Genomic DNA, 14,347 nt, shown 5'->3' with positions numbered 1-14,347 from the left:
TAAAAACTTTAAAAAAAACTTGAACCTTTTGTTTTTATTTACCTCTTATATTATAAATGCATGAAATCGATGCATTTTATAATATAAAAATATTAACATAAAAAATAAATTTATCACTATATAAGATTTTTAATGATAAAAGGAGAATATACATGGAACAAGCAATTGTAAACTTAACTACTGATATTAAGAAAAAGAAAATATACTAATAAATAGACATGAAGTTATTAATATACCCGATTTCAACTTAAAGAAAGCTCTTAACACAAAATTTAACTCCCCTGATGATGCCCCTATAACTAGAGTTCAATTAGAGAGTCTGCTAGCATTAAATTTAACTGGAGTGGGAATAAACAATCTTGAAGGCCTTCAGTATTGTAAAAACTTGAGTTATCTTGGGTTATCAAAAAATGAGATTAGTGATTTAAGCCCTATATGCAACCTAAAAGAGCTCGTTACTCTAAATATAGATGAAAATAAAATCAATAACATAACTTATTTACAAAACTTAACTAACTTAACTTATTTGACTTTAAGTGAAAATTATATAACCAACTTAGAACCTTTAAAGAAATTAACTAACTTAAACTATTTAGATTTGAGTTCAAACCAAATAGAAAATTTAAGTCCTCTATCAAAATTGACCAATTTAGTTTGTCTTAGTTTAAATAATAATAGAGTAAGAAACTTAAACACTTTAAATGGTCTAAATAACATCGGTCTTTTAGACCTACAAAACCAAGAAATTGTTTTAAATAATTATGAATTTAATTTCGATTCATCACCTATTGAAGTTAACAATATTATAAGAAGCATAGATGGATCATTTATACATATACTGGATAATGATATTTCTAGTAATGGAATATATAATATACATTCAAATACTATTCTATGGAACGATATATATGAAAATTTAGAATATCACTTTTCTATAAAAAAAATTATGAATTCTGAAAAAAGTGAGTTTAGTGGTAAAGTGGTTCTTCCGTATAAATATATAGCTACACCTATAGATAAAATACATGATAAATGTAAAGACAACAACGCTATAACTAAGAGAGATTCTTTCAAAAAAGATTTCTCTTTAATCAATATGTTAAAAAAATCTTTACTTTTACAGGTGTAGCTATAAACGATTAAAGATAATACTATCTAGTTCTTACTTTAATACTATTTAACTCAATTAACCTGTATACGTGTTGGTAAATATAAAAGCGATTAGGGTTTATTCCTTTTTGCTTACTTTAACTATTGAAACTTTTTAATTTTTAGTTATTATTCAATTTTATTTAGTTAGTTTTATAGGAGGATTTAAAAATATGAAAATTATCGATGCATACATAACCCTAGCTTTAGAATGTAGCGATTTAGAAAACTTAACATTTTTAGAAAATGGAGAAAGTCGATTAATTGAAAAAATGCGATCAATAGATGGTTCTTATCCATCTATTGCAGTAATAAATTTTAGCAAAAGGCATACTACACATTTAACAAATAGCAAGTTAAATCAACAAGTTTTATTTGTGGAAGGAACATATCAGGTTTTAAAAAACAAAAGTGGTACTCCATTTTTAAATATTAAAGCTGTAAAAACTGTTTTAAAAAATAAAAAACAAGTTGTCGATATAACTAATATTAGACACAAAATATATAATGATTTTGAAGAAAATGACTTAACGTCATTAAAAGAAAAATATTTGCATAGTTGTGCTGAAGAAGAAATTAAAAACCTAAAAGAAGTTATTGAAAAAAGAGATTTACTTAGACTCCAATATCAATTGAAATTTCAAGAAACGCAGAAGTTAAAGCATGAAAAGAAAATATTAATGTTAAAACAAAGCATAGGTCAAACACCTTTAAGTAATGGAAGTTAAATAAAAGAGTTAATGATTAACTCTTTTATTTAATTTGAAAACTATTTTAAATAGCAATCATAAAGTAAATTATATCATCATAAGGAGACTATTATAAAATGAAATTTTTAAAGTTTATATTGTTATTATTTTTAATATTTACGGTATACTTAAATACAGCTTTGCTCAAGCATTGTTTTAAAAAAATTTTTAAATATTAAGACTGACATAGGTTGTGAACTTTTTAAACTTTTCATAACCTTTTATTATTTTTTGTTAAAATCTTGATATATCTTATAAAATCCAAGTCAGATCTCTTTTAATATCTAAATTTGTACTCATTAAATATTTTATCTAAAATTTTACTTTCATGTCTACAATTATGGTATTATGTTTAATATTAATTAGATTTTAAATTAATATTAGGAGGACATTTGATAATTGAGTAGCTTAAAGTATTTAAAAATAAGTAAACTTGTATCTAAATGTAAAAATGGAGACTCTCAAGCTTTTTCAGATTTATATTCTTTAACTTATCAAAAGGTTTATTTCCTATCTTTAAGTATTTTAAAAGATAAGTCTATGGCAGAAGATGCCGTACAAGAAGTATTTTTGATTGTTCTAAAGTCACTTGATAAGTTAGAATCTCCTAAACTATTTATAGCATGGATAAATAAAATTACATACAACTATTGCATTAAAGAGCTTTCTAAGGTAAAAAAAACTGGAGAGGTTTATTCGAAGTGTGTTTTGCCTACGCTAAGTGATAATTCAAAGGGTGTTGACCCTATTGAATCATATATTCTAAAAGAAAGTAATTGCGAATTGATGAATTTAATTAATAAGCTTTCATCTATACATTCAACAATCTTGATTTTAAAATACTTCGATGATTTAAAAATTTCTGAGATTTCATATGTTTTAAACATTTCTGAAGGTACTGTAAAAAGTAGACTAAGTAATGCAAAGAAAAATTTATATAAATTATATTCTGAAGAAAGAAAAGATAATAGAAAAATTTATGGATTTATGCTATTTTCATTCTTTAAAAAGACATCTAATGAAAACTTACTGAATTTAAATTCCTCAAAAATATTTTGGGAAATGTATTATATAAGTCTCATTTTAATATAGGTAAAAGTTTTAAATTCAAAATTAACCATAAACAAGGTATGTCGAAAACTATGGCAGTTTCACTAACTACCTCAATAGTGGTATCTACTTCTGTTCTAGGTATTTATAAAATCAACAAATATGATTTTTTAAATGTAGATAATGTATCTTCTAAATCTAATTTATTAGATACTATAAATATATCAATAAGTGATACATCTAAAATTACAAATACTCCAGTTTTAGTAGATATTCAAGTAAAGGATAAGTCTCTAGTAAATGATTTGTATATTAAACTTGGTAATTCTGAAAAAATCTTGGGTAGCTATGTAGATCAGTATACTTATAGATTTAAAATCACTAAAAATGGGTATTATAAGGTATTTGTAAACTTTAAACAACACTCTACTTTAATTAAGGAATTTAAAATTAATTGTATAGATACAGAATCCCCAAATATTATAAACTACACATATGATAGTGATAAAATTATTTTTAGCTTAAAGGATTCTAGTAGTGGAATAAATTTTAATAAGATTTATTTAAAAGATTCTAATGAAAAAGCTTTAAACATCCAATCAATAGATAAAGATAAAGGTATTGTTGTTGTAAAAATAAGTAATTTGCCTTTATACTTAACTATATATGATATTGTTGGAAATAAAGCCGTATATAATATAAAAAAGATATAGATTTCAAAATATATAAACTTAATGTATAAGGATAATTTAAAAATGAAAAAGATACGATGGTTAGTAAACTTAATACTTTTAATTATATTGTTATTTAGTTCTTATAAAATAATAAGTAAATTTATGCAGTATAGTAAAGCTGATAAAGCATATTATAAACTTTACAAAATTAAAGAATCACAACAAAATAATAATAATTCAGTAGATTTGTCATATATAAATAAAGACTATAGAGGATGGTTAGATGTAGGTGGTACAAATATTCACTATCCAATAGTTCAATCAAGTAATAATGAGTTCTATTTAAACAAAGATATGGATAAAAATTATCTAGAGTCAGGATCTATATTCTTAGATTTTCAAAACGACAAGTTTAATGATTCTAATACCGTGCTTTATGGGCATAGTATGAGAAATGGAACGATGTTTGGCCAACTAAAAAAATTTAAAGATGAAAAGTTTTTTACAAAGCATAAGACTATCTCTATATCTGAATCTAATGGTAATATTTTAAACTATACAATTTTCTCTGCTTATGTAACTGATTCTAGCAATATTTACAATAAAACTTCATTTGATTCTAAGGAAGATTTTAATAATTTTTTTAATAAAATAAAAAAAGATTCTTTATTTAAATCTTTAGTAAATGTTGATTCAGAAGATAAGATCTTAACTCTATCTACGTGTAGTTATGAGTTTGATAATGCTCGGATGGTTGTTCATGCAAGGCTTGATAAATAGAAAAACATACTTAAATATTTAAGTATGTTTTTCTATTTTAATAATTCTTAAATTATACTTTATATCTATGAAAATTTTATTTTCGATAAACTTCGCTTGAATTAGACACATAAAAAATATTTTTGAATATATTAATAGTGTAGTTAAATAATTTTTTTACAAATCTAAATCATTATTTATACTATAAATTTATCATAAGTATAGGTGGAAAATATATGACATGTTCAAATTATTGTGGTCATAACGATTGTAGACCTTGTATAGAATATATACCTTGTTTTGGACCTACAGGACCAGTGGGACCAACTGCTACAAATCAATTTTTATCTTTAGGTGCAGGATCTGGAACTGCATTAACAACAACACAAACAGCTATAACATTTGACTCTACTCTAGCTACTAATGGAACTGATATATCTGCAACGGTTCCTACAACTACAATAACACTAGCAGCTAATCATAGTTACTACGTTTCTTATAATGTTAATACAACTGCTACTGGAATTGGAGGTCTTGGAGCTGTTCTTTTATCAGATGGAACTCCTATACCTTCAAGTGCATCAAATGTAAGTTTAACAGTTGCGATTGCAGCTACTGCTAGCTTATCTGGTCAAGCTATAATAACAGTAGGCAATGCACCTGTAACATTACAAGTTGCTACTACTGCTACAATTGCAGGTATATTTACTTTAGCAAATGCAGGTATTTCAGTAATAGAATTATTATAAGATATTTAACTTTTAATCTATAAATTTAATTTTAAGGGATTATAACTTCTTTTTTTTAGAATTAAGTTATAATCCCCACTATACTATAAATAAAATACTCTAGAATTTGTATCTAGAGCATTTTTTATTTATAGATATGAATATATACTAATCCATTTAAACTTATATATTTTTTGAACACTTATCATATTAACTATTTTTTAATTATAGAAATTTTCATAATATCCGTATTAAAAATAAAGATACTATAGAAATTAAATACTTACACGAGGTTATAATATGAACATACATTTACATATTTTTATCACTACAATAAACATTTTAGTCTCAATGTTTATATTCGCTTTATACTTATATTTTAAAAATAGTAGTACTCATCTAATTTCTAAAAGTTATCATAAGTATAAAACGAATATATCCAGGTCTATAATTTTAATTTTTCTAACAACTATTTATATATATAACTTTTATTTACCCAAACATACAATCATGTTTATAATTCTTGAATCAAATCTATTGTTAGTTATTGCATATAGACTCAAAAAGTTGATCTCTCTATAGAGATAGAAACAAGTTAGCTAAAGTTAGGTATTTTTACTTTAGCTAACTTGTTTTTTATTAATAGATTACAATTATTCTAATTTAAATATCTAAAATTATGATCTATTAATCTTAACTAGAAATTCTAGTACACTTCTTTATTTTATTATATTTACTTTATTTTTATTATTAGAATTAAATAATTAGATTTTTTATAAAAACTTGTTGACCTGGTTAAATTTTCATTATACAATTTTATTGAAATTAATTATCATTTATCATTGAAAAGGAGAATCAAAATGTTATTAATTTACTCACTGCTATTCACAATGGTGATATCTCTATTTTTTACGTCTAGCATTAAAAAACATTCAAACTTATACTATATAATTGCTTTGGTTATAGCTTTGCTAACTAGTTATATAAACCTTTACGGAGAAACATACAATATAGAGCTACAAGGGCTTCTACTAGAATTTTATAAGTCCTCAATGAAAGGTATTTTATCTGTATCTTTATTTATTATCGTAATGTTTACAGGAGCTCTCGATAGAAAATATGTTGTCACTAAAAAACTATTAAATATAAGAGCTCAATTAGCTGTAATAGGATCTATACTTATACTTCCACATGGCTTAATATATACATATTTTATATTTGGAGATTTTGTTAAATCTCTTACGCTTCCTGGATTATCTATGATTCACCTAACTATAGGCTTGGTTGCATTTTTAGTTATGATTCCATTGTTTATAACTTCATTTAAATTTATTAGAAGTAAAATTAAGTATGTTAAATGGAAAAAAATACAAAGATGTTCATATTTATTTTATGGATTAACTTATTTACACATAGCTCTTATTCTTTTAAATAAAGATACAATAGATATGTTAAAAATTGCTATTTATTCTACAATTTTTATAGTTTATACAATGGTTAGGATGATGAAGTACTTTAATGAAAAGAAGGTTAAATCAATGAAAATATCAAGTATTTAGTTGAAGTTTTAACCCATTTTACATGCAAGAAAGGATGTCTTTTTTAGATATCCTTTTTTTATACCTATTACAGGCAAATTAATAAAATTCTTGCATACTGTGTAACTTGTTTCGAGTGGAGGACAAGTATCCTCCAATATTTATCATGCAAATTAAATATATTTTAGATTTCGATATACAATTAAATAATTATTTAATTGTTTACTGGCTATTATTTTGTATTTGATTTAAATACATTCCCCTAGTTTTACTTTGTCGGACAAGTGTCATACATCGTTAAATGAGTCTCAATTTCGATACATCTGTTTCAATCCTGTAACATATATTGATTTTAAAAATCAGAATGCTATACTATAAAAATTAAGAGGGTTAAAAATACAGGTGTTTGTGATATAATCACATTTGATTATTTTTTATGTTATTAAGAATACCTTCATAGGTAAATAGGTTTTTACATATCATTCTTAAAACAGTTAAATAAATTTATATTAATAATATAGAAAATAAGTTTATATGGTATATGTCTTTTATATAATTAGACTTATACCATTTTTTTTATTAAAATACTTCAAATAGCCTCTAACACCTAGTATATGAATTGACTTATACTATATCTTGGGGATTAAATTATATATATACCTTAATAAATATTTAATTGATTTAAAGTTATACAAATTTTAACACATAGAATAATTTGGAGGAAATTAAAATGGCAAATGGGAGTTTTAAGGGTCTATATACTTTTCAACAAGTATCAGATATTTATGGTTTAGATAATTCAACATTACGAAAACAAGTATCAAATGGAAAGCTAATCGACAATGTTGAGGTAAAAAAATTCGGGAAAACTTGGTTAATAACAGAACAATCTATGATAAAACACTTTGGTGTTGATGAATTTAATTTGTATATTGGTAAGATTAATTTTGATGATTTAGATGAAGCTAAACAGAAAAAAATTAAAAAGAAAATGAATAAAAAGTCTGAGTTAAATGAATTTGAAACAGGTATTTAAAAAGTATAAATATAATCTTTTTCATTATACAATTTTTTCATAATGAAAAGATTATATTTATTTTTTAACTCATTAAACTGTAAGGTATTGTAAAAAGAAATAGTATATTTAATAGATTTGGATTATGATTTATTTGAATCTAGATTAATAGGTTTGAAATACAATGAATTTGTGCTAAATTTGCATACGTGTCCTATAAATTTTTTATTAAAAAATCTAATTTAAAGTATTGATTTTTCTGTTTGCTAGACGTATATCTAATATAAGTAAACAATTATATTTTTTATATGATTTAAATAAAATCAATTAAAACCCTATATTTTTATTGATTAAGTTATATAAAACGTAATTATATTTTGTTTTAATTTTTTATACTTAATACAAGTAGAATTATATTTTACCCTAATTGTATTAAATTATTAAGATTTTTCCTAATTAGCCTTCTACACACTAACCTATATAAACGGTGGCGTATGAAGGTTAATTTGCTTATATATTATTTTTTAATATTGAATTATATAGTAAGACTTGTTCTAGTCAACTTCTCTATAATTAACATCTATTATTGGATCATTTTCTAAAAAAGCATCTTCATTATTCCTTTTGTTTTTAACAATGTATATTACAATTCCTATTATTAATAACAATGTCATATTAATTCCTCCATTTTTATTATGTCTTAAATTTTCAATTTATATTATTGATTTACTATTTCTAATTCATTGCTTACTAGCCCTGCCCCTACTGCTAATATAAATGGTGCCATAACTACACTTCCTATTACTATCATGTATAATCTCTCCTTCATTTTTTATATTTATTCTATACACTTAAGTTCATTTTAAGTTTTATTGATTTGCTATTTCTAGTTCATTGCTTACTAGCCCTGCTCCTACTGCTAATATAAATGGAACTATCATTAAACTCCCTATTACTATTGCCATCTTATTTTTCCTCCTTTATTTTTTAGATTATATTCCTATATTACATCTATACTCTTAACTTATCTTTATCTTAATCTTAAACATTTCTTAAATATTTTAAACGTCTATTGTAAGTTAGCTACTGCTAATTAAACGGGACTATCATTAAAACTCATATTATTGTCATTTATAATTCTTCCTTTGTTTTATTTGTTAACTCTATTATACATTTACATCCTTAAAATAGCCTTGCATCAACCTTAAAGATTTCTTACATTTTTGATATATTAAATTTATTGTTATAATAAGTCTAAAAAACAAAAACAGATATATAAAGAGCATCATTAATTATGCTCCTTTTTATATATCTGTTTTTTAGTTACAGTTTAAAACATTTTCAATTGATTTTTTAAGTGATTCAATAAATTTATTTTGAAGTTGATTTGATAATTCTAATACAGATAGATACGGGTTTAAATCTTCTAATTCAACAAGTAAAAGATTGCCTTCTTCATCTCTGCATGCATCAATCCTTTGGATACCATGATCTATATTATTCCATTCAACAAACTTCATCGCAAACTCTAAGTCAGCTGCAGTTGCCTCATATTCTTTTAATTCCCATCTCTTGCTTTTGTCTGGTGCATAAAGAGCATATTGGAACTCTTTATCTATATAGTAAAAAGATACTTCATATTCAAAGTTTATCGCTGGCTGAATTAATGTATTAAAATCATCATTTTGAACCTTTTCATATAATTCTTCTTTTGTTACAAATTCCATTCCTATTGAATCTGCCCCATCTTTTGGCTTTATAACATACTTATCTACTTTAGGCAGTTTATTGATATTATTAATTGAATCTACAGTACTGATTACAGGATATCCTAAATTAGTTAATTCTATCAGATAGTCCTTTCCATTCATATCGCCTTTTCCATCAAATGAGTTATATGTCTTTAAATTATTTCTTTTTATTTTTCTCTAAAATCATTATACTCTTTTGGAAAATTTGCAACCGGACCCGCATTTCTAAATATAGTTAAGTCAAAATTATCATTAAACTTATTCATATCTTTTGGATTACAAATAACTAGGTTAAATTTATCTACTAATTTAGATGTTGTAAAAAGGTCTTCTTCATAGTAATTTCTTCCGTTAGCTTTATAATATAAATCTGTTACGAATAATATTTTTTTCATAATGGCGCACTCCTTTTTAATACATTCTATCAGATTAAAAAATATTTACAAGAAATTTTTAAAATTCAGAATTTTTATTCCATAAATAATAAACACTTCTTATATTTTCACTCTTCACCCAAGTTCTTGTTTATTTTAAGTTTAGGATAGTCAAAATAATTCCAATTTTTTGACCTTTTAAACCTTAATAAGGTTTATATTATAGTATTTTCAACATATACATCATTTAATTTAATTATATTTTTATATTTATCTTAATTTTTAACTATTAATAAATAATCTACTTATAAAATAATATATATGTTGTATTTGGAAAATTAATAAATTAAGAGTTAAACTATTTTTTAATGGGTAATATAAACATAAGCACCTTCTAATTTAACATAATAAAAAAGTACACAAAATCTAGAGTCTATATTTTGTGTGCTTTTTTATTATGACCTTATAGGTATCATTATCTTCAAAATAAATTCAGTCTCAGAGAAGTTCACAGCAACTTCTCCATCATACTTATCTACAGTTCTTTTTATACTTGCTAATCCTATACCATGTTCATATTTATTATATTTACTTGTTTGTATTCCCTTTTTGGTAAGGTTAATTTTATTTTGTTTAGTGTTTATAATTTTTATTATGCAAAACTGCTTAATATAGGTTACTTTTACCTCTATTTTCTTATCAATCCCACAATCTATTAATTTACATGCCTCTATTGAGTTATCTAAAGCATTTCCAAATATGGAACATACATCTATATTACTTATAAATCCTAATTTCGAGAAATTTATATTCGATTCAAACTTAATATTATATTTATTACACTCATGTATCTTTTGGCTTAAAATTATATCTAAAGTCTCATTCCCTGTATGAGAGATACTATCGAACATTCTTATTTCGAAACTTAAGTTATCTATGTATTTAATAATATCTTCTTTACTATTGTAATTTTTTATACACATCATATGATTCTTTAAATCATGATATACATGCCTTAAACTGCTATGTACCTCATATATATTTTCATAATTTTTATAATTCATTTGAGTCCTTTCATTTATAAGCTCTGTTTCAAGTTTAAGTCTATCAGATTTTCTAATCCTAGCTATAACTACTAGTAACGAAATAGTTGATAGCATTAAAAGCATTGTAATTAATATTAAAAATACAATATTTAATTTGATTAATATCCTATTTAAAAAATTATATCCAAAAACTAGCAATAAACTTAATATATTATAACTTATAGAAAGACCTATAAGCGCCATGTCTTTTGGCTTAAACTCTAATGCCAATTTAAAGTACCTTAATAATACAAACTCTATTAACAGTAATACTTTAGATAGTATAATTGCTTGAATTACATACTTTTTTTGATTTATTAGGTAATTTATATCTGATATATTATTAATTGCAGCTATAGCACCAATTGATGCGGTCTCTACAACCATTACACTTATCCAAAACAATATAGTTACTATTACACATTTCACTAAAAATTCATCATATACTAGGTTATAGTATATAATTCCAATTATTATATATAATAAAATCCTAAAACTTCGAAATATATTTGATACACTTATCACTACTAAAATACAAATTAAAATACCTATATACTGGAAAAGCTTTATATTACTAATTTTTCTAATACTTACTACATCTAGTGTACAAAAAAATATTATAAAATTCATAAATACTATTGAGATTTTAAATATATCTCTAGTGTCTATACCTACTTTATTTAACATACTATATCCCCTAGAGTATTGGTTATCGCTAGTTTTAATCCTTTCGTTCTGTATCTACTTACAGGTATTTTCATGTCATTTATAAATATATATTCACCATCCATAGATTCAATTTCTTTTAAATTAACTAAGAAACTATTGTGACATCTATAAAAACTGTATTCTTCTAATATACCCTCGATTTTTCTCATGCTCATTCTTACACTATGAACTTTTTTATTTGTATAAATTAATAAATTAGGCCTTTGAGTTTCAATATACAGTATAGAATCTATTTTTACTCTATCTATATAGTTCTTTGTATTAATTGTTAAATAATTACTATTTCGTCTTTTTAATTCCTTTACACATGGTATTATATGTTTATTTAATTTATCGAAATCTATAGGTTTTAATAAGTATCTATAAGCTCTTACTTCATATCCTTCTTGCATAAATTCAGAATAAGAAGTCATAAATATAATTTCTACGTTACTATCAAATGTTCTAATCCTTCTAGCTGTATTCATCCCATCGATGCTATCCATCTGTATATCTAAAATCAAGATATCTAAATTATTAGGGTAATTCTCTAGTAGCTCTTCTCCAGATGTAAATTCATGTATTTCGTAGCTCTGTACATTTGATTGTAATATTTTTTCTAAATATTTTCTAATAATTGACCTATAATGCTTTTCATCATCGCATATTCCAATTACAACCATTTAAAAATCCCCCTAACATATTTTTTGTCATTACATAATATCTTATATCGGTACCTTTTTCTAGTTTTTAAAGATAATTGTCTCAGTTTAGTTATTTTTTATCTATTACAGTTAATTAACTTAACACAAAAAGAAGTATTCAATTTGAATACTTCTTTTGTTAAGTTAATTAACTTTATGTTTATAACCCTAAAACACAACTATAAAAATCTAAATATACCCTTTTCTATTTAGATTTTAATTAACTTTTATATACTTTTATCGACACTATGAGTTTGAACTTGAATTGAGATACTTAGTTCATACTTTTATGTATGTACTTATTTACAAACTATATAAAAAGTATACGTCTTAAAAAAACTTTGTTCAATGCTTTGTTGCATACTAGACCTTAACTTATGCATTTTAGATATTTTTTAATTAAAAGCTAAATTTCAACTAAATACGCAATTTTTAAATAGTATAATAATATGGAGGACTAGTGTCCTCCATATTGTTGGGGGTGGTAACTTGGAAAATAAGAAAGATTGGAGCTATGATAAAAAAATAGATTATATAATTAGTCTCCAGGAAAAAGGGCTATCAAGAAAAGAAATTGCTGAAAAAATGAGTTATACAAGAGTTGATACTTTAGATAGATTCATGAAAAAATATGGATATCAAAAATTTGATGGTAAATTCATTTTAACCGCGGATAATATATATCCTAAACATAACTCAAACTCACTTATTTCAAGCAATTATGACCCATTTACAGTAAATTCAAATCAACTATTTAATAACTATGAAATTCAAGAAAAACTATTAAATATCGTTAAAAATTACGATAAGATAATTAGTATTATAAATAACTTCGAATCTAAGGAGGACAATTGTCCTATAGATGTAATCGAGGTAAAAACTGGCCTTCAAATAAATTTCAATAAATCTGAAGTTATAAAAACTACAATCAGATTAGATAAAGATATATGGAATGATTTTTCTGATTTATGTAAAAACAAATATTCTCATTTAAATAAACATGACATTATAAGTAAAGCATTTTTAGAGTTTATAGATAAATATAATTAACTTTATTGATATCTAGCTTTTAAATGTAATACTAACTCAAACCTAATATAATCAAATGATGACTACATACATATATTAGTTGATAAAATAAGGAGGACAAACGTCCTCCTTATTTTATTTATAAGCCTATATTTATATATTCCGCTTATCATATCCCTTTATAATTATTTTAACATGACGATAATTATATTTAGAATCACTATTTCTTTAATATAACAATGAGGTGACCCCTATGAGAATCGAGTACAATGACAATAAGTCTATTTTAAAATTCAACTTTTTTAAAAACAAAGATTTAAAAAAGCAAAGTAACTTTTATTTTATTTTTGGAGTAATAATTTATATAATCTATACCCTTAATACTTTTAAATCTTATACTATAATAGATAAAAGTTTTAAGGTGTTTTCATTAGCTTATTTTTTAATTTTATATTAATGATATTAACTTTTATAATTTTTCATTTAGTCTATTTTACAAAATATAATAGTGAATTTATACCTACAAATGCTACTTTAATTATTACAATAATTACTTTTCTTCCATCTGTAGCATTATTGTTTTTATCTATTTAAAAATTCACATTTATAAAATAATCAGCATATATTTAAAAGTAATTAAATATACATTTAATAGTGTATTTAATAATTATCTCTAATTTTGAAAGAGACTTGTTATCACGAAATAAGTCTCTTTTTTATATACTTAAATAAAATTATCAACATTAAAAAAATAAATAAAAATGAGGTGTTAGTATGATGTTTTTACTAGACTTTATGGGCATAAGCTATTCAAATTGGCTCTGGATTGACTATGCTTTATTTGTATTTGCCATATTTATAATATTAAGTGTTATTTTCTATTTTGGTCATGGTTTCTGTATTATGTTCAAACAAAAAAAATCCGCTAAAAAACAAAATACAAAATCTAATTGATTTCAAACTGAATTTTATAATGGTATCAATATTTTATCTTTAAAGAGCTATATTTAGCTCTTTATTTTAATTTTACAAAT

Annotated in this window: 13 protein-coding genes; 9 read left to right on the top strand and 4 right to left on the bottom strand. The window is 23.6% G+C overall.

Annotation, left to right across the window (positions count from 1 at the left end; all coding sequences use genetic code 11):
- Positions 1-343: 343 nt before the first annotated feature.
- From LEQ07_RS18860 to LEQ07_RS18825, 8 genes are all read left to right on the top strand, one after another.
- A complete protein-coding gene (locus LEQ07_RS18860; protein WP_263331833.1) occupies positions 344-1,129 on the top strand; it encodes a leucine-rich repeat domain-containing protein in 786 nt (261 codons plus the stop codon).
- 193 nt (positions 1,130-1,322) lie between these two features.
- A complete protein-coding gene (locus LEQ07_RS18855; RefSeq protein ID WP_263331832.1) occupies positions 1,323-1,877 on the top strand; it encodes a hypothetical protein in 555 nt (184 codons plus the stop codon).
- A 420-nt stretch (positions 1,878-2,297) separates the two neighbouring features.
- Positions 2,298-2,990 (top strand): RNA polymerase sigma factor, encoded by a 693-nt coding sequence (locus tag LEQ07_RS18850; RefSeq protein ID WP_263331831.1) that lies wholly within the window; start codon positions 2,298-2,300, stop codon positions 2,988-2,990.
- 50 nt (positions 2,991-3,040) lie between these two features.
- Positions 3,041-3,661, top strand: coding sequence for a hypothetical protein (locus LEQ07_RS18845; protein WP_263331830.1), 621 nt, complete (start codon positions 3,041-3,043; stop codon positions 3,659-3,661).
- Between the two features lie 42 nt (positions 3,662-3,703).
- Positions 3,704-4,402: a class B sortase gene (gene srtB, locus LEQ07_RS18840; RefSeq protein ID WP_046822248.1), complete on the top strand. Its 699-nt coding sequence runs from the start codon at positions 3,704-3,706 to the stop codon at positions 4,400-4,402.
- Between the two features lie 215 nt (positions 4,403-4,617).
- Complete coding sequence (locus LEQ07_RS18835) at positions 4,618-5,130, top strand: BclA C-terminal domain-containing protein (protein ID WP_263331829.1); 513 nt, start codon at positions 4,618-4,620, stop codon at positions 5,128-5,130.
- Positions 5,131-6,161: 1,031 nt separating this feature from the next.
- On the top strand, positions 6,162-6,668 hold the full coding sequence (locus LEQ07_RS18830; RefSeq protein ID WP_263331828.1) for a ferric reductase-like transmembrane domain-containing protein: 507 nt from the start codon (positions 6,162-6,164) through the stop codon (positions 6,666-6,668).
- Positions 6,669-7,377: 709 nt separating this feature from the next.
- The gene (locus LEQ07_RS18825) at positions 7,378-7,683 is read left to right on the top strand and encodes a helix-turn-helix domain-containing protein (protein ID WP_046822999.1); all 306 of its coding nucleotides are present in this window, start codon (positions 7,378-7,380) and stop codon (positions 7,681-7,683) included.
- A gap of 1,298 nt (positions 7,684-8,981) precedes the next feature.
- On the opposite strand, the gene LEQ07_RS18820 is transcribed toward LEQ07_RS18825, so the two are convergent.
- The 4 genes from LEQ07_RS18820 to LEQ07_RS18805 form a co-directional block, all read right to left on the bottom strand.
- Entirely contained in the window at positions 8,982-9,533 is a 552-nt protein-coding gene (locus tag LEQ07_RS18820; protein WP_263331827.1) for a hypothetical protein, read from the bottom strand.
- A gap of 47 nt (positions 9,534-9,580) precedes the next feature.
- Positions 9,581-9,808: a hypothetical protein gene (locus tag LEQ07_RS18815; RefSeq protein ID WP_263331826.1), complete on the bottom strand. Its 228-nt coding sequence runs from the start codon at positions 9,806-9,808 to the stop codon at positions 9,581-9,583.
- A 434-nt stretch (positions 9,809-10,242) separates the two neighbouring features.
- Positions 10,243-11,559, bottom strand: coding sequence for a sensor histidine kinase (locus LEQ07_RS18810; RefSeq protein WP_263331825.1), 1,317 nt, complete (start codon positions 11,557-11,559; stop codon positions 10,243-10,245).
- Positions 11,553-12,263, bottom strand: a complete 711-nt coding sequence (locus LEQ07_RS18805; protein ID WP_263331824.1) for a LytR/AlgR family response regulator transcription factor — start codon at positions 12,261-12,263, stop codon at positions 11,553-11,555. The genes LEQ07_RS18810 and LEQ07_RS18805 overlap by 7 nt, the downstream gene beginning before the upstream one ends.
- 510 nt (positions 12,264-12,773) lie before the next feature.
- On the opposite strand from LEQ07_RS18805, the gene LEQ07_RS18800 reads away from it, so the two are divergent.
- Positions 12,774-13,334 carry a hypothetical protein gene (locus LEQ07_RS18800; RefSeq protein WP_263331823.1) on the top strand — a complete coding sequence of 187 codons (561 nt, stop codon included), beginning with the start codon at positions 12,774-12,776 and terminating at the stop codon, positions 13,332-13,334.
- Positions 13,335-14,347: the final 1,013 nt, after the last annotated feature.

This window comes from Paraclostridium sp. AKS73 (assembly GCF_025671395.1).
In the GTDB taxonomy this organism is placed as follows: domain Bacteria; phylum Bacillota; class Clostridia; order Peptostreptococcales; family Peptostreptococcaceae; genus Paraclostridium; species Paraclostridium benzoelyticum.
Note: the sequence above shows the minus strand (reverse complement) of the source record. Positions and strands in the feature narration are given on the sequence as shown.

Coding starts and splice junctions, on each gene's coding strand:
- LEQ07_RS18835 (WP_263331829.1), top strand. CDS start 4,618: ATGACATGTTCAAATTATTGTGGTCATAACGATTGTAGACCTTGTATA.
- LEQ07_RS18805 (WP_263331824.1), bottom strand. CDS start 12,263: ATGGTTGTAATTGGAATATGCGATGATGAAAAGCATTATAGGTCAATT.
- LEQ07_RS18815 (WP_263331826.1), bottom strand. CDS start 9,808: ATGAAAAAAATATTATTCGTAACAGATTTATATTATAAAGCTAACGGA.
- LEQ07_RS18845 (WP_263331830.1), top strand. CDS start 3,041: ATGGCAGTTTCACTAACTACCTCAATAGTGGTATCTACTTCTGTTCTA.
- LEQ07_RS18855 (WP_263331832.1), top strand. CDS start 1,323: ATGAAAATTATCGATGCATACATAACCCTAGCTTTAGAATGTAGCGAT.
- LEQ07_RS18820 (WP_263331827.1), bottom strand. CDS start 9,533: ATGAATGGAAAGGACTATCTGATAGAATTAACTAATTTAGGATATCCT.
- LEQ07_RS18825 (WP_046822999.1), top strand. CDS start 7,378: ATGGCAAATGGGAGTTTTAAGGGTCTATATACTTTTCAACAAGTATCA.
- LEQ07_RS18830 (WP_263331828.1), top strand. CDS start 6,162: ATGAAAGGTATTTTATCTGTATCTTTATTTATTATCGTAATGTTTACA.
- LEQ07_RS18810 (WP_263331825.1), bottom strand. CDS start 11,559: ATGTTAAATAAAGTAGGTATAGACACTAGAGATATATTTAAAATCTCA.
- srtB (WP_046822248.1), top strand. CDS start 3,704: ATGAAAAAGATACGATGGTTAGTAAACTTAATACTTTTAATTATATTG.